We start from the raw sequence: 22,546 nt of genomic DNA, 5'->3' as shown, positions 1-22,546 counted from the left end.
CGAAACCCTTCGGAACGGCCTTGCTCGCGCGTGGCGCGATCGCGTGCACGAGGGTGCGTAGTCTAGCCAGTTGATGTTCGTTCTCGGTCGGGACAGGTCGTGAATGTCGGGCGGACGTCCGATTTCCCGTGATGCGCCGGGTGGGTGGACGACCGTCATCCCCCGGACGTCCACGCCGTACCCGGCCTCTCGGCGCCCAGGCGTTCGCCGCGCTGGACCCGCAGATGGAGCGCCGCCCACGTGCGGTACGGCCGCCAGTTCTCCGAGATCTCGCTCAGTTCGCGTTCCGGTCCGTACTGCTCGGTGATCTCCGCGGCGAGCCTGCGTTCCCGGGTCGGCAGGACATCGGGGTGGTTCGCGCCGCGGACGACGACCAGTTCGGCGGCGAACGCGCCCAGCCCTTTGACCTGTTGGACCTGCCGCATGGCGTCCTGCGGTTCCAAGGAACGCAGTTGGGCGCCGTCGAGTACTCCGTCCAGTGCGGTCTGTGCGACGGCGTGCAGGTATTCGGTCTTGCGCCAGGGCAGTTCGGCGTCCAGCCGGCGCAGGGCCTCGGGTGCCGGGAACGCGCCGCCGGTGCCGTAGCGGGAGATGAGGTCGTCGCGCATGCCGCGGGCGGCGCTCATCCCGGTGCGCTGGGTCAGCACCGCCCAGCAGGCGGCCTCGTACGGGGAGTGGAAGCCGCACGGGCGAAGTCCCGGCCGGCGCACCTGGATCCGGCCGATCACGGGATCGCGGTCGCCGACGGCGGGCCAGCCGCCGGCGTCGACGTCCAGGGACAGGAAGCGGCGCACCTGCTCGGCGGCGGCGTCCAGATCGCCGTCCCCGGTGACCGCGACGCGAGCGGCGGACCCGCTCTGTGCCACCTCCGCCGCGACCTGGCGCCAGTCGGCGTCGGCGTGGAAGACCGTACGCAGCGCCGCGCCCGCACCCCCGGCATCGGCCGGCGGCACCGGTGCCATCTCCTCCCAGAACTCCCGGCTGCTCTCCAGGGACCAGGGACCTGCCACCTCGAACTCGACCATGTGCCGCGCCATGTCCGACCTCCCGCTCGGGACACATCCACCGTGTCTGTGCGCACCACTGTGGAGGCAATACCTGACAATTTCCGTCAAGTATTCGGGCGGTTCTGTGTCCGGATGACCGGCGGGAAGGGGAGTGGGACGACCGCGTGACGCGTTGCGTCCAGATCGATCGCCGAGTGTCACCCCGCCGAGGCGGGGCACCCGCACGGGCGGGTGATTCAGCCCTCGGAACCAGCGGGGGCAGAGCCCGCGCCGACCAGTTCCCGCGACCGCCCGTTCTCCGGGGTCCGCTGCACGGGCTCCTGCGCGCCCTGCCGCCACAGCCACGCGATGTCGCGGCCGAACGACCAGACCAGCAGCGCGAGGGCCGTCAGCACGGCCGCCATGTTCACGTCGTACGGCAGGAGGTCGGCGCCCGCGACCAGCAGGATGACGCCCTGCAGGGCCGCCACCGTCTTGCGCGCCATGCTCGGCGGCAGCTCGCCGTTCAGCCACGGCAGCACCCGGGCCGCCGCGACGAACGCGTACCGCATCGTGCCGATCAGCAGCACCCACGGACCGAGCGACATCCCGACGTACACGCTCAGCACGAGGATCAGGAACGCGTCGACCTCCATGTCGAAGCGAGCGCCCAGGGCGGAGGACGTGCCGGTCCGCCGGGCGACCTTGCCGTCGACGCCGTCGAGGATCAGGGCGACCGCCGTCAGACCGACCAGCAGGCTCACCGGCGGCGAGCTCTGGAAGGAGTCGGCGACCAGCGCGGTGACGCCGCCCACCAGGATCGCGCGGCCGAGCGTGACCCGGTTGGCGGGTCCGAAGGAGCGGGGCTGCGAGCGCCGCAGGGCGCGGGTGAGCACCGCCCAGGTGGCGATCGCGAACGCCAGTCCGCTCAGCCAGCCCGCGGGCCCCATCCCGATCGCCGTGCCCAGCAGGGCCAGCAGCAGGAGCTGCACGCCGGCTCCCACCATGGTCTCCTGCTGGGGGAGCCTCGTCGCGCCGTACATGTTGTTCAGGGCCACCGCAGATCCTCCGGCCGAATGACAGATTCGATCAACGCCGCGTACCGTGTGCGCGACTTGTCACTGCTCCGTACGTGAAGATCTGCTGAATCGTTCAGGGGGACGCTCATGGAACTCACAGCTCGCGCCTTCTGGCTCGCGTCGCCGGGCCACGGTGAGATCCGGGACGTCACCCTGTCCGCGCCCACGGAGGGGGAGGTGCTGGTCCGCACGCTGTACTCCGGAGTCAGCAGGGGCACCGAGACCCTCGTGTTCCGCGGGGGAGTCCCGGAGAACCAGCACGCCTCGATGCGCGCGCCGTTCCAGGACGGGGACTTCCCCGCGCCCGTGAAATACGGCTATCTGAGCGTCGGCCAAGTGGAGGAAGGCCCCGGGCATCTGCTCGGGCGCACGGTCTTCTGCCTCTACCCGCACCAGACGCGGTACGTGGTCCCGGTGAGCGCCGTGACGGTCGTACCCGAGTCCGTGCCCGCCTCCCGCGCCATCCTCGCCGGCACCGTCGAGACCGCCGTGAACGCCCTGTGGGACGCCGCCCCGCTGATCGGCGACCGGATCGCCGTGGTCGGCGGCGGCATGGTCGGCTGCTCGGTGGCCGCGCTGCTCGCGCGCTTCCCCGGAGTACGGGTCCAGCTCGTCGACGCCGACCCGGCGCGCGGCGGCGTCGCCCGCGCGCTCGGCATCGACTTCGCGCTCCCCGGGGACGCCGAAGGCGAACTCGACCTCGTCGTGCACGCCAGCGCCACCGAGGCCGGACTCACCCGCTCCCTGGACCTGCTCGCCCGCGAGGGGACCGTCATCGAGCTGAGCTGGTACGGAGACCGCCGGGTCGGCCTGCCGCTCGGTGAGGCCTTCCATTCCCGCCGGCTGACCCTGCGCAGCAGCCAGGTGGGTTCGGTTTCCCCTTCGGGCCGGGCCGGACGGACGTACGCCGACCGACTGGCGCTCGCCCTGGAACTCCTCGCCGAACCAGCCTTCGACGCCCTGATCACCGGCGAGTGCTCCTTCGGGGAACTCCCCGACGTGATGGGGAAACTGGCCTCCGGATCGATACCCGCCCTGTGTCACCGGGTCGCCTACGAAGACGTTTGAGCCGACGAGAACCGGCCTGACCTCTACGGACTCCGAAGAAAGGGCGACAGGCGGCTGAACAAGGTGAACCGGACAGCCGTACTACACGACGTGATCCCGGCAGAGGATCAGACGCACCGCACCTGGAGGGTCGTCCGTTGTTCAGCATCACCGTCCGCGATCACCTGATGATCGCCCACAGCTTCCGTGGCGAGGTCTTCGGACCCGCGCAGCGCCTGCACGGGGCGACGTTCCTGGTGGACGCCACCTTCCGCCGCCCCGAGCTGGACGACGACAACATCGTCGTCGACATCGGACTGGCCACGCAGGAGCTCGGAGCCGTCGTGAGCGAGTTGAACTATCGCAATCTCGACAGCGAGCCGGACTTCAAGGACACCAACACCTCGACCGAGTTCCTGGCGAAGGTCATCGCCGACCGGCTCGCCGACCGGGTCCACGCCGGAGGTCTCGGCGAAGGCGCCCTCGGCCTCACCGGTATCACCGTCACCCTGCACGAGTCGCACATCGCCTGGGCGAGTTACGAGCGTGCGCTGTGACCGATGTGACCGTCGACAAGGCGTCCCCACCGTCCGGCCGTGCCGCCACACCCGCCGGACCGGGTGCCCTGAACTACGTGCCCGTGCAGAACGCGGCCATCAAGAACGCCGAGATCATTCCCATGTCCCTGCGCTCCGTGCACTTCGTCATGCCGGGCGGCGTCGACGACCCGGCCGCGCCGAGCGGCGGCAACGCCTACGACCGCCGGCTCTGCCTGGACCTGCCCGGCTTCGGCTGGCAGGTCCACCGGCACGTCGTCCCCGGTGAGTGGCCCCGCCCCGGAGCCGCCGCCCGTACGGAACTCGCCCGGACCCTGGCCGACCTGCCCGACGGCACCGTCGTCCTGCTCGACGGAATCGTCGCCTGCGGAGTCCCCGAGACCATCGCCCCCGAGGCCGACCGGCTGCGTCTGGTCGTCCTCGTCCACCTGCCGCTCGGTGACGAGACCGGACTCGAGCCCGCCGTGGCCGCCGAGCTCGACGCCCTGGAACGTGCGACCCTGCGGGCCGTGTCGGCCGTCGTCGCCACCAGCGAATGGGCCGTCCGCCGGCTCGTCGCCCACCACGGCCTCGCCCCCGACCGCGTCCACGTCGCCGCGCCCGGCGCCGACATCGCACCGCTCGCCTCCGGCACCGACGGCGTCTCGCGGCTGCTGTGCGTCGCCGCGGTGACCCCGCGCAAGGGCCAGCACCGGCTCGTCGAAGCCCTCGCGACCGTCACCGACCTGCCCTGGAGCTGCGTCTGCGTCGGCGGCCTCGGCCAGGACCCGGCCTACGTCGACCACCTGCGCGCCCTGATCGCGCAGTACGGCCTCGGCGACCGGCTGCACCTCGCCGGACCGCAGGCCGGCGCCGAACTCGACGCCAGCTACGCCGCCGCCGACCTCATGGTCCTCACCTCGTACGCGGAGACCTACGGCATGGCCGTCACCGAGGCCCTGGCCCGCGGCATCCCCGTGCTCGCCACGGACGTCGGCGGTCTGCCCGAGGCGGTCGGACGCGCCCCCGACGGCGGAGTGCCCGGCATCCTCGTCCCCCCGGAGGACCCGGCGGCGCTCGCCGCCGAGCTGCGCGGCTGGTTCGGCGAGGCCGACGTGCGCCGCCGGCTGAAGGCCGCCGCCCGCGGACGGCGCGCCGCGCTCGACGGCTGGGCGACCACGGCACGCAGCCTGGCCGGCGTCCTCGGCCGACTGCCCCAGGAACCCCGGAGGGCGGCATGAGTACCGCGACGACTCCCGCGAGCGGGCCGGACTCCGACTCCGGCGTCCCCGAGGAGAAGGTGAGGACGGGCGTGCCCGGTCAGCGAGTCGGGGATCCGGACGCCGACGAGGTGCGCTACGCGCCCCAGTGGCTCCAGCTGCGCGAACCCGCCGACGCCGCCGCGCGGGCGGCCGACCTGCTCGACCCGCTCCGTATCCGGCTGGCCAACCGGCCGGGGCGCGGCGGCGACGACCTGGTCATCCACGACCTGGGGTGCGGTACCGGCTCCATGGGCCGCTGGCTGGCACCCCGGCTCGACGGCGCCCAGCACTGGATCCTGCACGACCGGGACCCGTACCTGCTGCACTTCGCCACCGTCGGGGCGCCCAAGGCGGCGGCCGACGGCAGCCACGTCGGCGTCACCACCCAGCGTGGTGACATCGGCCGGCTGACCGCGGACGCCCTGTCCGGTGCCTCCCTGGTGACCGCCTCGGCGCTGCTCGACGTGCTCACCGTCGAGGAGATCGACCGGCTCGCGGCGGCCTGCGCCAGCGCCGGTGTGCCGGCTCTGCTGACGCTGTCCGTCGCCGGCCGGGTCGAACTGACCCCGGCCGATCCGCTGGACGCGGAGATCGCCGAGGCGTTCAACACCCATCAGCGGCGCGGTGAACTGCTGGGCCCGGACGCCATCACGGCCGCCTGCGAGGCGTTCGCCCGCTACGGCGCGACCGTACGGGTCGATCCGAGCCCCTGGCGGCTCGGCCCCGACGAGGCAGCCCTCACCGCGGAATGGCTGCGCGGCTGGGTCGGCGCGGCGGTGGAACAGCGCCCCGAGCTGGCGGCACGAGCGGAGTCGTATCTCGACTCCCGCCTGACGGCGTGCGCCGCGGGCGAGTTGCGGGCGGTCGTCCACCACAGCGACGTGCTGGCCCTGCCGCACCCGGCCGGGGGTGCGGTGTGAGCGCGGGCCTGGAGACGCTGGGCGCGCCCGCCGTACCGACGGCGACCCAGGACCTCGACGGCCCGCCCCTGAACACCCCCGCGGAGTCCGGGGCACCTGCCTCGCGGGCATCGGGCCCCACGGGCACCGAGCCCCGAATCGGCCCGGCCGGGGACTTCGCGGGTCCCGCGGCCGACGGAAGCCCCGAGGGCTCCCGGGCCAAGCTCGCCTTCCGTCGTGTCCGTAAGCACCTCGGCACCGTCGCCGGCGTCCTCATCATCGGAGTCCTGCTCTGGCGGCTGGGCACCGGGGTGTTCGTGGACGGACTGCGGCGGATCGACGGGCCCACACTGGCGGCCGCCATCGGAATCGGGCTGCTCACCACGGTGTTCAGCGCCTGGCGGTGGTGCCTGGTCGCACGCGAGCTGCGCATCCGGCTCCCGCTGGGCGCGGCCGTCGCGGACTACTACCGCGCGCTGTTCCTGAACGCCGCACTGCCCGGCGGAGTCCTCGGCGATGTGCACCGGGCCGTGCGGCACGGGCAGAGCACCGGTGACATCGGCCGGGGCGTGCGCGCGGTGGTGCTCGAACGCACCGCGGGACAAGCCGTGTTGGTGGCCGTCGGCGCGGCGGTGCTGCTCACCCAGCCGTCGCCGGCGCTCGCACAGTCCCGCGAGGTGGCGCTGCTCCTCGCGATCGTCTCGGTGGTCGGCGCGCTGGCCTTCGTCGTCGTCCGCAGGCGCCGTACCCCGTCCGGCACCGGCCGCTACGGTGCCGTCCGCGGCGCGCTCGTCGAGGCGCGGGGCGCTCTGCTGGCCCGGCGCAGCTGGCCCGGTGTGACACTCGCGTCGGTCATGGTGCTCGCCGGTCACCTGGCGATGTTCGTGCTCGCCGCACGGGCCGCCGGATCGTCCGCGTCCGTCGTCCGGCTGATGCCGCTGGCGCTGCTCGCCCTGCTCGCCATGGGGCTGCCGCTGAACGTCGGCGGCTGGGGCCCCCGTGAGGGCGCCACCGCCTGGGCGTTCGGCGCCGCCGGGCTCGGCGCCGGCATGGGCCTCACCGTCGCGGTGATCTACGGAGTGCTCAGCTTCGCGGCGAGCCTGCCCGGCGCCGTGGTCCTGGTCGTCCGGTGGGGTGCCGCGCTCCGGCGCCCCCGCGAGGAGAGCGCGGGAGGGACCGATCAGTGCAGCGTCTCGGACGTCACCAACGAGAAATACGCTCCGAACGCCTCGGTCAGCCCGGCGAGGAGTTCCTTCCCCTTCTCGGCCCCGGCCATCGAGGGACGGCCGATGACCCCGGACTCGGTATAGGCCGACATGCCGAGGGTGAGCAGATGCCGACGATCGTCGGCGACGAAATCGGAGGTCTCATAACCGTCTTTGACGTATTCCGGATGGGCATGCAGGAGAATGGACGTCTCGATTTCTCCCGCGTGCATATCAGTGAGCAACGACGTCTGCACACCGGCCCGTTCACACGCGCCTTCCCAGTCCTCCATGGCCGGGAAAAGCGCCATGCGGGTACCGGTTCCCGCGGATTCCTGGACCACATTGCCCAGCACGTAATTCCCTCCGTGCCCGTTGACCACCACCAGGGTGTCGACACCCGATCGCCGCAACGAAGCGGCGATGTCCCGGACCACGGCGTACAGGGTCACGGAGGAAATGCTGACGGTGCCCGGCCAGGCGGCGTGCTCGTGCGAGCAGGAGATCGTCACCGGAGGAAGAAGATGCACCGGATAGGCGTCCGCGATCTCCCGCGCGATGGCGCACGCCACGAGTGTGTCGGTCGTCAGGGGCAGGTAGGCGCCATGCTGTTCGAGGCTTCCGACGGGAAGAACGGCGACCTGGCGGGCGACACCGGACCCCCGCTCGCGGACGTCCTCCGTGGTGTCCAGTGACAGCACACCGGACACCGTCGCGCGCGTTCCCGAACTACTCATGTTTTCACGGCCCTTTCGACTCTGCTTAGGAACCAGATCATGACAGATAACTTTGGCGTACTCGGCGGGAATGCCCACCTCACAGGTGTCGAACGAGTCGTGATTGCCCCGCTGCCCACCGTGTACGGCGATTTCCACGCCGTCGGCTACCTCGACCACGATCGCGGCGAGGAACAAGTCGTCCTCGTGTACGGCGACTTGGACACCCTCCGGGAAGGGGACGTACTCACCCGGCTGCATTCCGAATGCCTGACCGGCGATGCCTTCGGATCGCAGCACTGCGAGTGCGGCCCCCAACTCACCGCGTCGCTGCGCGCGATCGTGGCCGAGGGCCGTGGCGTTCTCGTCTATCTCCGGGGCCACGAGGGCCGGGGTATCGGCCTGCTCGCCAAGCTGAAGGCGATGAAGCTCCAGGCGGAGGGTCTCGACACCGTCGAGGCGAACCTCGCCCTCGGCCTGCCGGTTGACGCCCGCGACTACCGGGTGGCGGCTCAGATGCTGCACGACCTCGGCGTACGGTCCGTACGGCTGCTGTCGAACAACCCGCGCAAGCGGGAGTCGCTGCTGCGCCACGGCATCAAGGTCGCCGAGCAGGTGCCGCTCCTGATACCGCCGTGCGAGGACAACCTCACCTACCTGCTGACCAAGCGGGAGCGCCTCGACCACTACCTGCCCCACCTGGACAGCGAGGAGTGGGCCAAAGCGATCTTCTGCGAATCGGCGAAGACGGTCATCACCGAGGAATGAGGGAAGACGGCCTCGCCCCGTCGTTCCTCTCGCGCGAGCAGGTGACACGGCTGCTGGACACCGACGCGGTGATCGCCTCGCAGCGCGCGGCCTTCACAGCTGACGGCGATGCCGGGCCCGGCATCGCCGTCAAGGCTGTCGACTCGGCGGACGAGGCCGTGGCGGGCTGCCGATGGTCGCCGCCCGCACGCTGAGCGCCACGCCGGTCGTGCGGAGTGCCTGGCCGGCCCCGGGCCGCACCCTCGTCAGCGTCGGATCCTTCGAGCCCACTCGCAGCGAGGCCGACGCGGAGGTGCTTCGCCGGGCCGCCGCGGTCGTCGTCGACGATCCGCGGACGGCGGCCGAACCCGCCGGGGTACGGGCGTCTCCCGCCACCCGGCCCGTCGGGCGGTGCCTGGATCCTCACGCCTCGGGCTCGACCTCGTATGATCGCGGCGCATTCGGAGTCGTGCGAGGGGACCGGACGGGCCCCCTCCGGGGCGGCGGGGGAGGACCATGAAGACGGCGGCGCAGGTGCCGACGGCCCGGACGGCACCTTGGCGCAGTGCCGCCTTCCGGCGGTTCGTGCTGGCCAACCTGATCTCGGCGACGGGATCGGCGATGGCGCCGCTCGCGCTCGCCTACGCGGTGATCGGACAGGGCGGCGGAGCCGGATCGCTCGGCCTGGTGCTGGCCGTGAACACCGTTCCGACGGTCGCCTTCCTGCTGGTGGGCGGGGTGCTCGCGGACCGGATGTCCCGCAGCCGGATCCTGCTGGTGGGCAACCTGATCGCGGCGGCGGCACAAGGGGCACTCGCCCTCATCGTGCTGAGCGGCACGGCCTCGACCGGCTCCATCGCCGCCTGCGGCTTCCTCTCGGGAGTCGCCGTGGCGTTCACCGTGCCCGCCGGTCAGGGCGTGGTGAACCAGCTCGTGGCGCCGGAGCACCTGCAGCAGGCCAACGCGCTGGTCAGGCTGCCGACCAATGCCGTACGGGTGCTCGGGCCCGTGGTGGGCGGTCTCGTCGTCGCGCTCTGCGGACCGGGATGGGCGCTGACCTGGGACGCCCTCACGTTCCTGATCGCGGCCCTGCTGCTGCACGGGCTGCGCCTGGACGCCCCCGTCACCGCGAACAGCCCTCTGAACGATCTGCGGACGGGCTGGGCCGGATTCCGGTCCCGCACCTGGCTGTGGACCTACACGGTGGCCGGGATGGTCGTGGTCGCCGCCTGGCTGGCCGGGTTCCAGATGCTCGGACCGGTCCTCGCCGCGCGGCTGTACTCCGGCGCGGGCTCCTGGGGCCTGGTACAGGGAGCGTTCGCGCTCGGGCTGCTCGCGGGCGCGCTGGTGTGCCTGTGGTGGAAGCCGTACCGGCTGCTCGTCGTCGCCGTGAGCACCGCCTCCCTCCTCTTTCTGCCGCTGACGGCGATGGGTCTCGGACTGCCCCTGCCCGCCGTCCTGTTCTGCGCGCTCCTCGCAGGTGCCGGCCTGGACGTCGCGATCGTCGCGTGGACCACCGCCTTCCAACTGCACATACCTGAGGACGAGTTGGGGCGCGCCGCCTCCTTCAACAGTGTCGGGGAGCGCTTCGCGATTCCGCTCGGCTACCTGCTCGCCGCCCTGGCCGCGGGCGCCTGGTCCGACCGCGGCGTGCTCCTGGTGTGCGCGGGCGTGATCGTGGCCACCACGGTGCTCAACCTGTGCGTACGGGACGTGTACCGCATCAACCGGACGACGGAGAAACCGATCCGGTAGCGCGGAAGCCGGGTCGAGCCTTCCCCGCCGGTCATCAGACCCGTACCGCCTCGTGCACCAGCCGCTTGAGCTCGGGGAAGACCGAGTGGGAGGCCGTCGGGCGGAGTTGGCTCAGAAACTGCACGGTCAGGTCGCGCCGGGGGTCGACCCAGAAGGTCGTGGTGGCCACTCCGCTCCAGCCGAACGCGCCCTGGCTGGAAGGGGCCCGGGTGATCGCCGGGTCCACCACGACGGAGACGCCCAGGCCGAAACCGAGGCCCGCATTGCCGGGTTCCTGGTGGACGGGGCTGCCGAAGGATCGGCGGTCGGCGTTGCCGGGCAGGTGGTTGGACGCCATCAGGTCGACGGTCTCGGGGCGGAGCAGGCGGGTTCCGTCGAGTTCGCCGCGGCGGCGGAGCATCTCCATGAAGCGGTGGTAGTCGTGGGCCGTGGCGACCATCCCTCCGCTGCCGGACAGGAAGCGGGGCCGGCCGCGCAGCGGGAGACCGGCGATCGGAGTGAGCTCCCCTTCGCCGTCCTCCCCGTACAACTCGGCCAGCCTGCCCGCCTGTTCGTCCGTGATCTGGAAACCGGCGTCCGTCATCCCGAGCGGGCCGAGGATCCGCTGGTGGAGGAAGTCGTCGAGGTCCTGGCCGGACACCACCTCGATGACCCGGCCGAGGACATTGGTGGCGACCGAGTAGTTCCACCGGGTGCCCGGCTCGAACTGGAGCGGCAGCCGGGCGTACACCTCGCAGGTCCCGGCCAGGTCGGCGCCCGGTGCCACGGAGGACTCCAGACCGGCGTCCCGGTAGAGCTCGTCGACGGGATGCGCGTGGTAGAAGCCGAAGGTCAGGCCTGCGGTATGGGTCAGCAAGTGGCGCATCAGGAGGGGCTGTTCGGCCGGCCGCGTCCTCGTGCCCGATCCCTCCCCGCCGACGTACACCCGCGGCTCGGCGAAGGCCGGAAGGAAGTCGGCCACGCGGTCGTCGAGTTCGAGGCGCCCCTCTTCGAGGAGCATCAGCGCGGCGACCGACGTGACCGGCTTGGTCATGGAGTAGATCCGCCACAACGTGTCGCTCTCCACCGGGAGTCCGGCCGCACGGTCGCGTCGGCCGTACGTGGTGAGGTGGGCGACCTGTCCGTGCCGGGAGACGGCGACCAGGTAGCCGGGCAGCCGGCCGTCGTCGACCAGACGGGCGAAGTGCCGGTCGAGTCGGCCCAGCGCCTCGGCGTCCAGGCCGACCGATCCCGGTTCGACTTCCTGTCGCAGATGTCCCATGGCTCTCCTCCGGGCTGCGGCTCGTGACCCTCTATCGTCCCGTACGGGCCGGCGACGCGTCGTCCGGGCTCCTCCGGGTGGTGCTCAGGGTGCCCTTGTGCCCCGGAAGCCGCAGGGCGAGCAGTGTTCCCGTCGCGGAGAACGCCGCGAGCGCGGTCAGCGGGGGACCGACGGCGGCGCCGGGCGTCACCGCCATCAGCGTGGCCGCCACCGTGATCCCCAGCGTGGGTCCGATGTTCATCGCCGTCTGCTGCAGCCCGCCCGCCACACCGGCCGACGCGGCGGACACGTGCCGTACGACGACCGCCGTCGCGGTCACCATCACCGTGGCGAACCCGGCGCCCAGCAGCAGGAAGCCCGCCGCGACGGGCACGGCCGTCGACGTCTTGTCGAGCCGGGCCAGCAGCAGGACACCGAGCGTGAGGACGAGCGTTCCGGCCACGGTCGTCCGCCGCGGGCCGAGCCTGCGCAGAAGGACGGCGGCGACGGGAGCGCCGAGCACCATCATCACGCCGCCCGGCAGGGCCCGCAGGCTGGTATCCAGCGGGTCGAGGCCCAGGGTCCCCTGGAGGAAGTAGCTGGCGACGAACAGCGTGCCGAGCATGGCGGCGGAGGCGGCCACCAGAATGCCGAGCGCCGCGCCGACGGTCGCCGAGCCGAGGACCTCGGCCGGCACCAGGGGGCTCGCGGCACGGCGTTCCCGGCGTACGAACGCGGCGCCCGAGGCGGCCGCCACAGCCAGTCCCGCCATGGTCGCCGGCCGGCCGGTGTCCGGTGCGGCGACCAGCGTGTGCACCAGGGCGACCAGGGCCACCGTGAGCAGACAGGCGCCCGGCGCGTCGAGGCCGTCGGCCGGCTCGGGGCGGACGGTCCCGGTCCCCGGGTCGGCCGGCGCCCGGACGGTGAGCGCCGCCACGCCCATCACCAGCGCGGGCAGCACGTTGAGGAAGAAGACGGACCGCCACCCGAAGTGACTGACCAGCACTCCGCCGACCAGCGGACCGGCGACCGCGGCGAGACCGATGGCACTCGTCCGCAGCGCGATGGGCATCCCGAGCCGGTCGGGCGGGTACGCGGCGCGCAGCATGCCGAGCGTGGCCGGTTGCAGCAGTGCGCCGAAGACGCCCTGGATGATCCGCAGCGCGATCACCCAGCCGATCCCGGGCGCGAGTCCGATGCCCGCCGATGCCACCCCGAAGCCCAGGATGCCGAGGGCGAAGACCCGTTGATGCCCGTAGCGGTCCCCGAGGCGTCCCGCGAAGACCAACAGGCCCGCCACAGCGACGAGATACCCGGTGCTGGTCCACTGGACCTGCGCGAACGAGGCGTCCAGGCCGCGCTGCAGAGTGGGCTGCGCGACGGTGAGGACCGTACCGTCGAGGGCGACGATCACGGCACCGACGACGCTGCTCGCGAGGGTGATCCGGCGGTGCGCGACCGCGGGGGCGGGATGCTGCGCGGCCGTGGTGGCGGGACGGCGGGCGGTGCTGCCCGAGCCGGGTGTGTTCACCGTTCCTCCGGTCCGAGGTGCGCGTCGAGCGCCGCGTGCAGCAGCGGTACGTAGTCGTCGGCGCCCGTCGTGAGTTTCAGGCTTCCCCAGCCCCAGAGTTGGGCGATGCCGTGCAGGTTCGCCCACAGGGCACCCGCGAGGATCCGGGCGTCGGCCTCCGGGCACACCCGGCCGACGAGGTCCACCAGCACCCCGAACATCGGCAGGCTGGTCTCGCGGAGCCCCAACCGGTTGCTCTCCAACAGGTCGTGACGGAACATCAGCTCGTACATACCGCGCTGGGTCAGCGCGAAGTCCAGGTAGACCTCCGCCAAGCCGGTGAGCTGGGCGCGCGGGTCGGTCCCGCCGTCACCGGCGGCCCTTGCCGCCCGGCCCTGGAGGTCGGTGAAGCCGCGGCGCGCGATGGCGGACAGCAGCTCCAGATGAGTCGGGAAGTAGCGGCGCGGGGCACCGTGCGAGACGCCGGCCCGGCGGGCGATCTCCCGCAGTGTCAGCGCCTGCGCGCCCTCCGTCGTCACGAGATCGACTCCGACGTCGATCAGGCGTGTTCTCAGGTCGGTGGTCTCCAGCTCACTCATAGACACTGTCTACCAGGCCGAGTAGACGGTGTCTACTCGCAAACCGGGTGGTGGACGGAGCCAAAGAGACCATCGGCGCGGGATGACGTGCCGGATCCGGAGTGTTGACGCTCATATGACTGAGGAAGCGACCCAGGACGCGACGCAGGACGCACTGCTCAAGCTGCTCTCCGAGTACAAGGGCGGGGTGCTCGTCACCCTCAAGAAGGACGGCCGGCCCCAGCTGTCGAACGTCAGCCACGTCTACTACCCCGACGAGGGGGTCATCCGCGTCTCGCTCACCGACGACCGCGCCAAGACCCGCAACCTGCGCCGGGACCCGCGGGCCTCGTACCACGTCACCAGCGCCGACCGGTGGGCGTACACGGTCGTCGAGGGGACGGCCGAGCTGACGCCCGTCGCCGGGGATCCACACGACGACACGGTCGAGGAGCTCATCCGGGTCTACCGGGACGTCCTCGGCGAACACCCCGACTGGGACGAATACCGTGCCGCCATGGTCCGCGACGGCCGGCTCGTGCTCCGGCTGCGCGTGGAGCGGGCGTACGGGATTCCCGGACGCTGAGACGTTCCCCGGCGCCCAGGCCGTGACGCGCCGAGTCGGCCCGCCGGACGGCATGCCCGGTGCTCCGACGGCCGCGGTCGACGAGGGTTCCGCGCACCCCGGCCGTCCCTGAATCCGGCCGGGGTGCGCGGAACCACGACCCAAGGGTGCCGCAGACGCACGGTCTTCGGGCTGGACAGGCCCCGTCCCGGGAGTGGCCTGCCGTTCGGGCGGCCCGGTCATCCGGGATGCCCGCACCACCGGCGGGCCTCAGCCGGTCAGGGACTTCCACAGCGTGATCGAGCGGTCCTCGACCGTAACCTGGTCGTTGTGCCCGTGGCCGTCGGCGATGCAGATGATCCGGTATTTCTGCTGGTGGAACACCCAGAACAGGCTCAGCCCGTTGATGCGCTGCATGTCCGGCACGGCGAGGAACTCGTCCACGCGGGAGACGCCGGCCAGCGACTGCCACAGACTGAGCGAACGGTCGCCGCGCTCGATGACGTCGGTGTGCGCGGAGCCGTCGGCGATCGAGATCAGCCGGTAGACCTGCTGCCCCAGGGAGGAGTGGAAGAGCCAGTAGTGGCTCTTCCCGTTCTGGCGCTGCATGTCGGGCACCGGCAGGAAAGCGTCCACCTGCTCGATTCCGTTGAACGAGGCCCAGGCCGAGATCGGCCGGTCGGGCCGGTCGACGGAGCCTGCCGCCTCGGGGTCGAGTCCGGACTCCGCTCCGTCCGCGATCGAGATCAGCCGGTAGACCTGGCGGCCTTCGACGGTGTGGAACAGCCAGTACCGGCTCCGGCCGTTGACACGCTGCTCGTCCGGCACCGGCAGGATCGCGTCCACCTTTGACACGCCGATGTAGCACGGCCAGGTGGCCGGGGGCCGGTCGGGGCGCTCGACGACGTCCTTGTGCTCGTCGCCGTCGGCGATGGAGATGGTGCGGCAGACCGGTCCGTCGCCACCGGTCCCGTAGGCCCAGTACCAGCTCTTGCCGTTGTCCCGCTGGCGGTCGGGAATCGGGAGGAAGGCGTCGGTCGGCCGGACGGTCTCCGGGAGCTTGTCGGTGAGGCGGCCGTCGCCCAGCAGCCGCAGTGTGGTGAGCGAGGGGACGAAGGCGTAGACCGAGCCCTCGGTGGTGACGAACTGATGGAAGCTCAGCTCGGTCGTCGCGCCGGGGCTCTCGAAGTTGACCTTGCCGGTGAGGCCGACCATCGGGTCGGGGCCGGGTTTCGCAGGGCGGTTCGGCGGGAAGTCGACGTTGTCGATCCACATCTTCTGGATGAACTCGAACTGCTCGACGAGGTCGGACTGGTAGCAGACGAAGACCAGCCCGCGCGGGTGGTCGGGGCCGCCAGGGCCGTCCGAGGCAGGGTCGAAGGGCGCACCGTAGGGGGCGCCGCGGCGGATGATCCGGCGTCGGTCCATGACCGGCTTCTCGGGGAACGGGCCCGCGCCGGGCTTCTCCTGCAGGCCGTCCCGGGGGTTGGTCTTGCGCAGGTGCGAGAAGAGCGGGGTGGTGAACCCCTCCGGGTCGTTGCGGTAGCCGAAGTCGTTGTCCTGGCTCGCGAGGGCGTTGTCGGGCGTGTCGGCGTGCGGACACTTGGCGACGGGAGTGCCCGAGCGCCAACGGCCCACCAGCCGGGCGGCCAGCCATTCGGCGGTCGCCTCGTCCGGCACCACTTTGGCCTTCCTCAGGACCTTCAGCTGCGCGGCGACCTGCGCCCACCAGCCCGGGACGTCCTGAGCGAGCCGGCGCACCACCTGGAAGCTGCCGTTGTCGGCCCACTCCGGCATCTCGTCGTACGGAATCCCGCCGACCCGGTCGTGCCCGACGACGAACTCACCGGGCGGGATCAGCCGGGTGCCCGGGTGGTCCTTGACGTACTCCGGCCGCTCCGGGTCGGGCTCGTCGAAACCGATCACCCCCGGCTCGCTGACCCCGTCCTTGAAACCGAAGTGTTCCTTTCCGCGTCGGGTGCCCGGCAGCGTGGCGCCGTTCTGCTGGAAGACGATCACGATCTTGGCCTGCGCGGCTGCCTCGCGCTGGGCGGTCAACGCGTCCTGGAGCCCGTCGGCGGTGTCGGAGGCGACGGTGATCACGGCGTGCACGGTCTGGCCCTTGCCGTCCCCGAACAGCCAGTTCTCGGGTGAGCTGTCGCCGGTGTCGCCCAGCGAGCGCTTGTGGGACCCCTCCTTGAACGCCTCCAGAGTGCCGCCCTTCCGTACCGAGGGCAGGGGGTCCTTGCCGCCGATGAGGACCTTGAGGCCCTCGTAAGTGAAGCTGACGTTCGTCCAGGTGGCCTTCAGCGCCTTCGGGTCGTCGCCGCCGGTGGCCTGCCTGGCCTTGCGGAACGCCGCGTTGAAGGTGGCCACCTGCCTGGTGGTGGAGATCTGGGATGCGAGCCGCTTCACCCAGGTACGAGCCCGCGCGGGGTCCTCGAACTTGAGGAAGAGCAGTGTCATGCGGTCCTTCTTGAAGCCCGCGATCACATCGCCCTGGATGTCGTCGCTCTCACGAAGTTCGGGATCTTCTCTCACGTTTTCTCCTTGACAGGCGCATATGTCATGAAATGATCACAGTAATCGAGACGCTACGTCATGTGATCGACGAAGGCGTGGGGGTGTCGCCGGACGGGCCCGTCGGCAGGCATGCGCCGTGACGCAAAATCCCGGTCCTGCACGGGTTCTGACTCGTTCGGCCGCCGGAAGATCACCCGCCCGCCCGGCATCGCGCGACAGCGGACGACCGGGGCGCGAACACTGTGAGTAGTCATGTGCTCGCGTCATGTGCCTGCCATCGGGTCGGTGACACGGCGCGGCCGCGACACCACCGCTGCGCGCCCTTCCCCTCTCTCGCAAGGAGTCCCATGTCCCGTAGGAACCTGACCGGGCCGTCGTCCAGAAGGACGCTGGCCGCGGCGATCTCCGCGTGTGCCGTCTCCGCGCTGACACTCGCCGTGCTGTCCTCCGGCCCGGCCGCCGCCCATGAGCACGGTGGTGACGGCACCTCGGCCGACCGGGCGCAGGTCGACCCGGACGAGGCGAAAGTCATCGGCAAGGAGCACGCCGATGAACACGCCATGACCAGGAGGGCCATCAAGGCCGTCGGCGAATACCCACAGTCCACCCGCACCGAGCGACTCAAGGCACTCGGGGCCTCCCAGGCCAAGGTCAACGCGGACTTCGACGCGATGGACTCCGGCCGGTTCCGGGAGTACTTCCAGTCGCCGGACTTCGCCGCGCACATCGCCATGCTGCCCACCGGCAAGGTGCTGCTGTTCTCCTTCGAGCGCATCGAGAGCAACCCTCAGAAGGAACCCGCCCCGACCGACACCATCGGCAAGGAGAACGCGGGCCGCGCGTACCTGTGGGATCCGGCCAAGGGCACCGGACCGGGCTCGTTCACCAAAGTCACGCCGCCCGTGATCAACATGCCGGACGGGCTCAACCAGCCCCGACCCGCGCCGTTCTTCTGTGCCGGTCATTCCTTCCTGCCCAACGGAATGCTCGGCGTCTTCGGCGGCAACCTCGGCGGCAACGGCGGTTCCGGCGCCAAGCTCTCCCTCGTCTTCGACCCGTGGGAGGAGAAGTGGTACCAGAACCAGGACATGGTGGTCGGCCGGTGGTACCCGTCGGTGGTGACCGGCGCGGACGGGCGGCAGCTGATCATGTCCGGCCAGTCGGAGCTCGGCTGGGGCACCCCCACCTCGATCGTCGAGCGCTTCCCCGCCCTGAACAAGCCCGTGCCCACGGCCAAGACGGACAAGCCGGAGGGCTGGGCGCCGGAACTGTTCAAGGCCGACGCCCCGTTCAAGCGTGACTACCCGCACCTCTTCTCGCTGCGTGACGGCAAGATCTACGGCCTGGGCCGGAACCCCGACCAGCAGTGGAAGTTCGACCCCGTCGCCGAGACCCGGACGGACCTGGCGCCTCGCCCGGACAACATGCCGCGCAACTACGGGTCCGCCGTGCCGCTACCCGCCGGCTTCAAGGGCCCGGACTCGGTGCTGGTGCTCGGCGGGGACCGGGACGACCCGAACACCTATCAGCTGGTCGGCGGCCAGTGGAGCAAGGAGAAGGCGAGAGCCTTCGGCCGTACCCAGGACGACACCCTGCTCATGCCGGACGCGACCCTGATGACCGTCAACGGCGCCTTCGACATCCGCGACTACGGCAACGGCCCGTACAACCCCAACGCGGATCTGAAGTACCGCCAGATCGAACTGCGCGACGAGAACGGCAACTGGAAGCTCGGCCCGGCCCAGCGGCTGCCGCGCGGCTACCACTCCAACGCCGTGGTGCTTCCGGACGGCCGGGTGATGGTCACCGGTGACGAGCTCCAGCAGCTCGCCAACGACCCCGACGTCAGCGACGACATGAACGGCAGTATCGAGATCTACGAGCCGGCCTACCTCCAGCAGGGCAGCCGCCCCCACCTCGGCACCGTGTTCAACCCGTCCGTCGGCTACAACGAGAAGATCACGGTGAGCAGCAACACCGCCGCCGACGTCACCCGTGCAGTCCTGCTGGCACCGACCACCGCGACCCACTCGGTCAACACCAGCCAGCGCCACCTCGACCTACGGATCAAGAGCCGCAGCGGCAGCTTCCTCGAACTGCAGGCACCCCCGTCGGCCAATGCCGCCCCGCCCGGCTACTACATGCTCTTCCTCCTCAATGAGGAGGGCGTACCCAGCACCGCCGGCTGGGTCCAGCTCAAGCCGGCCTCCGGCGGCCAGACCCGGGGGTCGAGCCTCCGTCCGCAGTAACCGCCCGGCTTTGAGGACCTCCGCTCTTCGGAGGTCCTCAAAGGGCTTCGGCTCCGTCACCGCTCAGAACCCCGGCGAGGCGTGGAAGGGGATCCGATCAGCGATGGGTGCGGCTCGTTTCGAGTGAGGCCGCTGGTCAGGCGGTCACGGTCTCGCGCTGCACCGGGTCGCCCGACGCGCCCTCGCCGAGCCGCTCGGTCGGCACCTTGTGCGTCTCCTTGGCGGTGAGCGCGGCGAGTACCGGCGGCACGCACAGGGCCGCGGTGAACAGGGCCACCGAGGACCAGTCGTCGCCGCCGGGACCGGCGATCTGCGCGGCGAAGGTGACCGCGAACCCGGCCACGGCGAAGCCGATCTGGGTGCCGATCGCCGTACCGGAGAGCCGGACCCGGGTGGAGAACATCTCGCCGTAGAAGGAGGGCCAGACCCCGTTCGCGGCGCTGTAGACGACGCCGAAGGCCAGGATGCCGAAGAGCAGCACCAGGGGGTATGAGCCGGTGGAGAGGGCCCACAGATAGGCGGACATCAGGACCGCGCTGCCCGCGGCGCCGATCAGGTAGACCGGGCGACGGCCGATACGGTCGGAGAGCGTGGCCCAGGCCGGAATCGCACCGAGGGCGACCACGTTGGCCAGCGCACCCACCCACAGCATCTGCGTCCGTGACAGACCGACCGCGTCACTGGTGCCGTAGGCCAGCGCCCACACCGTGAAGATCGTGCTGACAGAGGCGATGAGCGCACCCGCGACGACCCTCAGCACGTCCGCCCAGTGCTCGCGGAAAAGTACGGCGAGGGGCAGCTTGACGACCCCCTCGGTCGCCGCCTGGCGGGTGAAGGCCGGAGTCTCCTGGAGCGTACGGCGGATGACATAGCCGACGACGGCGACGGCCACGCTCGCCCAGAAGGGCACACGCCAGCCCCAGGAGAGCAGTTGGTCCTCGGGCATCGTGGCGACCGCAAGGAAGACCAGGGTCGCGATGAGCTGGCCGCCCTGGGTGCCGCTGAGGGTGAAGCTGGTGAAGAAGCCGCGCCGGTCCGGCGGCGCGTGTTCCAGCGTCATCGAGTTGGCACCGGCCTGTTCTCCGGCGGCGGAGATGCCCTGCAGGACGCGGCAGAGGACCAGCAGGACCGGGGCGAGGCCGCCGACCTGCGCGCGCGTCGGCAGACAGCCGATGAGGAAAGTCGACAGCCCCATCAGGATCAGCGTGAACACCATGATCTTCTTGCGGCCGACCCGGTCGCCGAAATGGCCGAGGAAGAGCGCGCCGACGGGGCGGGCCGCGTAGGCGACGCCGAAGGTGGCGAGCGACAGGAGGGTCGCGGTGGCCGGGTCGGACTCGTCGAAGAAGACCTTCGGGAAGATCAGGGCCGCGGCGCTGCCGTAGATGAAGAAGTCGTAGTACTCGAGGGCGCTGCCGATCCAGGCGGCCATGGCGGCCTTCCTGGGCTGGCCCACAGGCGCGTCGAGCGGGACGGCGGGGTCGGACACGGCGTGCTCCTTCGAAAGACTCCGGGGACGGGAGTGCGGCGGGCCAGGGGAGGGATGCCGGGGCCCTGAGGCGTACGGGTCGGCCGTGCCGGGAGCGAGTCCAGGTGGCGACCGCGGTCCCGGGTTAATTAACCCACTGGATAGTTAGTAGCGGATGGCTACGGATGTTGCGCCCACGTTTCCCGGGTGTCAAGGGGTGCTGCCGAAGGATCTTCCCGCGCTCAGTCGGCTGCGCGGTCCGCGGTCAGATAGGCGATGACCATGTCGCCGAGCATCGCGCGATAGTGCTCCCGCTGGTCGGACGCGACCAGATCGCGGCCGAACAGGGCGCCGAACGTATGGCGGTTGGAGACCCGGAAGAAGCAGAAGGCGCTGATCATCGCGTGCAGGTCCACCGCGTCGACGTCGGCGGTGAACAGTCCCGACTTCCGGCCGGTCGCCAGGATCCGGCCGATCACGTCGAGGGCGGGCGAGCCGATCCTGCCCAGCTCCTCGGAGGCCGCGATGTGTTCGGCCTCGTGGATGTTCTCGATGCTCACCAGGCGGATGAAATCGGGATGCGCCTCATGGTGGTCGAAGGTCAGCTCGGCGAGCCGGCGGATGGCCGCGACCGGGTCCAGGTGCTCGACGTCCAGCTCCTGTTCGGCCTGCCGGATCACCGAGTAGGCGCGTTCCAGGACCGCCGTGAAGAGCTGCTCCTTGCCGCCGAAGTAGTAGTAGATCATCCGCTTCGTGGTGCTGGTGCGCGCGGCGATCTCGTCGACCCGGGCACCCGCGAAACCGGCGCGGGAGAACTCCTGGGTCGCCACGTCGAGAATCTCGGCCTTGGTGCGGGCGGCGTCGCGTGTGCGCCCGCCAGGTCGTGCCGGTTCTTCGACGCTGGTCATCGGGTTCCTTCTGGCGAGACGGTCGGTGTCCGCGATTCTAGAAGCAGGGCGCGCCGACGCGAGATCGCGTGGGTTCCCCCGCTCCACTTCAGCGTGGCGCTTCCCTTCGGCGTGGCGACTCTTCCCTGCCGGGGAGGTGGCCCTTCCCTTCGGGGAAGCGACTTGATATGACTAACGAACCAGTTCGTACATTAATCACGGTCGGCGGACACTCAGTCATCCGACCGACCCGTCGGCCAGTCAGCCAGTCAGCCAGTCAGCCCGTCGGTCTGTGGGGCAGTCGGCCGGTCGCCGACTTGCCCGCCGAACCGCCGACGACCCCATGCCTCCGGAGGCCCGCCGTGTCCCAGACCTCGTACCTCGTCGGCCTCATCGGGTCCGGAATCGGCCCCTCCCTCAGCCCGGCGCTACACGAGCGGGAGGCCGACCGGCAGGGGCTGCGCTGTCTGTACCGGCTGATCGACATCGACACCCTCGGGGTTCCACCGGAGGCCGTGGGCGATCTCGTACGTGCCGCACGCGACATCGGTTTCGACGGGCTGAACATCACCCACCCCTGCAAACAGCTGGTCATCGCGCACCTCGACGAGCTCGCCCCGCAGGCCGCGGCACTCGGCGCGGTCAACACCGTCGTCTTCGAGGACGGCCGCGCCATCGGGCACAACACGGACGTCACCGGCTTCGCGGCCTCCTTCGCGCGCGGACTGCCCGACGTCTCCCTCGAACGGGTCGTCCAGCTCGGCGCGGGCGGCGCGGGGGCGGCCGTCGCCCACGCCGTGCTCACCCTCGGCGCGGGGCACATCACCGTCGTCGACGCGATGCCCGACCGCGCCGCCTCCCTCGCCGCCGCGCTGAATCGCCACTTCGGCGAGGGCCGGGCCGCCGCCGCGACGCCGGACACCCTCGCGTCCCTGCTCGCCCGCGCCGACGGCGTCGTGCACGCCACGCCCACCGGTATGGCCGCGCACCCGGGACTCCCGTTCCCGGCCGAGCTGCTGCGCCCAGGGCTGTGGGTGGCCGAAGTGGTCTACCGGCCGCTGGAGACCGAACTGCTGCGCACCGCCCGCGCGGTCGGCTGCGCCACGCTCGACGGGGGCGGCATGGCCGTGTTCCAGGCCGCGGACGCCTTCCGGCTCTTCACCGGGCGCGAGCCCGACGCGGCACGGATGCTCGCGGACATCGCCGAGTTGGCCGGCGCCGCGGGTGCCCGGAGCTGAGGGCCTTGCGCGGGGCGCGGCCGTGAGGACCGGGCGGGTACCGGACCGGTGGAGGC

The 22,546-nt window shown here is 71.2% G+C and carries 19 protein-coding genes and 1 pseudogene; 11 read left to right on the top strand and 9 right to left on the bottom strand.

Annotated elements, in window-relative coordinates:
- Positions 1-155: 155 nt before the first annotated feature.
- Positions 156-1,037 carry a DNA-3-methyladenine glycosylase family protein gene (locus tag N4G66_RS26900; protein WP_261706788.1) on the bottom strand — a complete coding sequence of 294 codons (882 nt, stop codon included), beginning with the start codon at positions 1,035-1,037 and terminating at the stop codon, positions 156-158.
- A 206-nt stretch (positions 1,038-1,243) separates the two neighbouring features.
- Positions 1,244-2,044 carry a CDP-alcohol phosphatidyltransferase family protein gene (locus tag N4G66_RS26895; protein ID WP_261706787.1) on the bottom strand — a complete coding sequence of 267 codons (801 nt, stop codon included), beginning with the start codon at positions 2,042-2,044 and terminating at the stop codon, positions 1,244-1,246.
- 108 nt (positions 2,045-2,152) lie between these two features.
- Between N4G66_RS26895 and N4G66_RS26890 the strand changes: the two genes are divergently transcribed.
- From N4G66_RS26890 to N4G66_RS26870, 5 genes and pseudogenes are all read left to right on the top strand, one after another.
- Entirely contained in the window at positions 2,153-3,133 is a 981-nt protein-coding gene (locus N4G66_RS26890; RefSeq protein WP_261706786.1) for a zinc-dependent alcohol dehydrogenase, read from the top strand.
- A 137-nt stretch (positions 3,134-3,270) separates the two neighbouring features.
- The gene (locus N4G66_RS26885; protein ID WP_261706785.1) at positions 3,271-3,669 is read left to right on the top strand and encodes a 6-pyruvoyl trahydropterin synthase family protein; all 399 of its coding nucleotides are present in this window, start codon (positions 3,271-3,273) and stop codon (positions 3,667-3,669) included.
- Positions 3,666-4,889 (top strand): glycosyltransferase family 4 protein, encoded by a 1,224-nt coding sequence (locus N4G66_RS26880; RefSeq protein WP_261706784.1) that lies wholly within the window; start codon positions 3,666-3,668, stop codon positions 4,887-4,889. Before N4G66_RS26885 ends, N4G66_RS26880 begins: the two co-directional genes overlap by 4 nt.
- The gene (locus N4G66_RS26875) at positions 4,886-5,830 is read left to right on the top strand and encodes a class I SAM-dependent methyltransferase (RefSeq protein WP_261706783.1); all 945 of its coding nucleotides are present in this window, start codon (positions 4,886-4,888) and stop codon (positions 5,828-5,830) included. The genes N4G66_RS26880 and N4G66_RS26875 overlap by 4 nt, the downstream gene beginning before the upstream one ends.
- Positions 5,749-6,852: pseudogene (locus tag N4G66_RS26870) on the top strand (lysylphosphatidylglycerol synthase transmembrane domain-containing protein); the annotation flags it as partial. The gene N4G66_RS26875 and the pseudogene N4G66_RS26870, both read left to right, overlap by 82 nt.
- Before the next feature lie 137 nt (positions 6,853-6,989).
- Here the strand turns inward: N4G66_RS26870 and N4G66_RS26865 are convergent.
- Positions 6,990-7,751 carry a creatininase family protein gene (locus N4G66_RS26865; protein ID WP_315903696.1) on the bottom strand — a complete coding sequence of 254 codons (762 nt, stop codon included), beginning with the start codon at positions 7,749-7,751 and terminating at the stop codon, positions 6,990-6,992.
- A gap of 39 nt (positions 7,752-7,790) precedes the next feature.
- Between N4G66_RS26865 and ribA the strand changes: the two genes are divergently transcribed.
- From ribA to N4G66_RS26850, 3 genes are all read left to right on the top strand, one after another.
- Positions 7,791-8,498: a GTP cyclohydrolase II gene (gene ribA, locus N4G66_RS26860; protein ID WP_261706781.1), complete on the top strand. Its 708-nt coding sequence runs from the start codon at positions 7,791-7,793 to the stop codon at positions 8,496-8,498.
- A complete protein-coding gene (locus N4G66_RS26855; RefSeq protein WP_261706780.1) occupies positions 8,495-8,692 on the top strand; it encodes a hypothetical protein in 198 nt (65 codons plus the stop codon). The genes ribA and N4G66_RS26855 overlap by 4 nt, the downstream gene beginning before the upstream one ends.
- 301 nt (positions 8,693-8,993) lie before the next feature.
- Positions 8,994-10,232: an MFS transporter gene (locus N4G66_RS26850; protein ID WP_261706779.1), complete on the top strand. Its 1,239-nt coding sequence runs from the start codon at positions 8,994-8,996 to the stop codon at positions 10,230-10,232.
- A gap of 34 nt (positions 10,233-10,266) precedes the next feature.
- Here the strand turns inward: N4G66_RS26850 and N4G66_RS26845 are convergent, their stop codons facing one another.
- The 3 genes from N4G66_RS26845 to N4G66_RS26835 all read right to left on the bottom strand — a co-directional run bounded on the left by N4G66_RS26845 (position 10,267) and on the right by N4G66_RS26835 (position 13,581).
- Positions 10,267-11,493 (bottom strand): serine hydrolase domain-containing protein, encoded by a 1,227-nt coding sequence (locus N4G66_RS26845; protein WP_261706778.1) that lies wholly within the window; start codon positions 11,491-11,493, stop codon positions 10,267-10,269.
- A gap of 31 nt (positions 11,494-11,524) precedes the next feature.
- Entirely contained in the window at positions 11,525-12,916 is a 1,392-nt protein-coding gene (locus N4G66_RS26840) for an MFS transporter (protein WP_261706868.1), read from the bottom strand.
- An 83-nt stretch (positions 12,917-12,999) separates the two neighbouring features.
- A complete protein-coding gene (locus N4G66_RS26835; RefSeq protein ID WP_261706777.1) occupies positions 13,000-13,581 on the bottom strand; it encodes a TetR/AcrR family transcriptional regulator in 582 nt (193 codons plus the stop codon).
- Positions 13,582-13,696: 115 nt separating this feature from the next.
- Here N4G66_RS26835 and N4G66_RS26830 point away from each other — a divergent pair, with 115 nt between their 5' ends.
- Positions 13,697-14,146 (top strand): PPOX class F420-dependent oxidoreductase, encoded by a 450-nt coding sequence (locus N4G66_RS26830; protein WP_261706776.1) that lies wholly within the window; start codon positions 13,697-13,699, stop codon positions 14,144-14,146.
- Positions 14,147-14,395: 249 nt separating this feature from the next.
- Here N4G66_RS26830 and N4G66_RS26825 read toward each other — a convergent pair whose 3' ends face one another.
- A complete protein-coding gene (locus N4G66_RS26825) occupies positions 14,396-16,666 on the bottom strand; it encodes a Dyp-type peroxidase (protein WP_261706775.1) in 2,271 nt (756 codons plus the stop codon).
- 329 nt (positions 16,667-16,995) lie between these two features.
- Here N4G66_RS26825 and N4G66_RS26820 point away from each other — a divergent pair, with 329 nt between their 5' ends.
- A complete protein-coding gene (locus N4G66_RS26820; protein WP_261706774.1) occupies positions 16,996-18,897 on the top strand; it encodes a galactose oxidase early set domain-containing protein in 1,902 nt (633 codons plus the stop codon).
- A gap of 136 nt (positions 18,898-19,033) precedes the next feature.
- Here N4G66_RS26820 and N4G66_RS26815 read toward each other — a convergent pair whose 3' ends face one another.
- Both N4G66_RS26815 and N4G66_RS26810 read right to left on the bottom strand, forming a co-directional pair.
- Complete coding sequence (locus N4G66_RS26815; RefSeq protein ID WP_261706867.1) at positions 19,034-20,329, bottom strand: MFS transporter; 1,296 nt, start codon at positions 20,327-20,329, stop codon at positions 19,034-19,036.
- A 278-nt stretch (positions 20,330-20,607) separates the two neighbouring features.
- On the bottom strand, positions 20,608-21,273 hold the full coding sequence (locus N4G66_RS26810; RefSeq protein ID WP_261706773.1) for a TetR family transcriptional regulator: 666 nt from the start codon (positions 21,271-21,273) through the stop codon (positions 20,608-20,610).
- Between the two features lie 341 nt (positions 21,274-21,614).
- Here N4G66_RS26810 and N4G66_RS26805 point away from each other — a divergent pair, with 341 nt between their 5' ends.
- A complete protein-coding gene (locus tag N4G66_RS26805) occupies positions 21,615-22,490 on the top strand; it encodes a shikimate dehydrogenase (RefSeq protein WP_261706772.1) in 876 nt (291 codons plus the stop codon).
- The last annotated feature ends 56 nt before the right edge of the window (positions 22,491-22,546 follow it).

The sequence above is a fragment of the Streptomyces rhizosphaerihabitans genome (genome assembly GCF_025399795.1).
GTDB classification, from domain to species: Bacteria; Actinomycetota; Actinomycetes; order Streptomycetales; family Streptomycetaceae; genus Streptomyces; species Streptomyces rhizosphaerihabitans.
The sequence above is the reverse complement of the archived record's forward strand: the minus strand, read 5'-3'. Positions and strand labels throughout refer to the sequence as shown.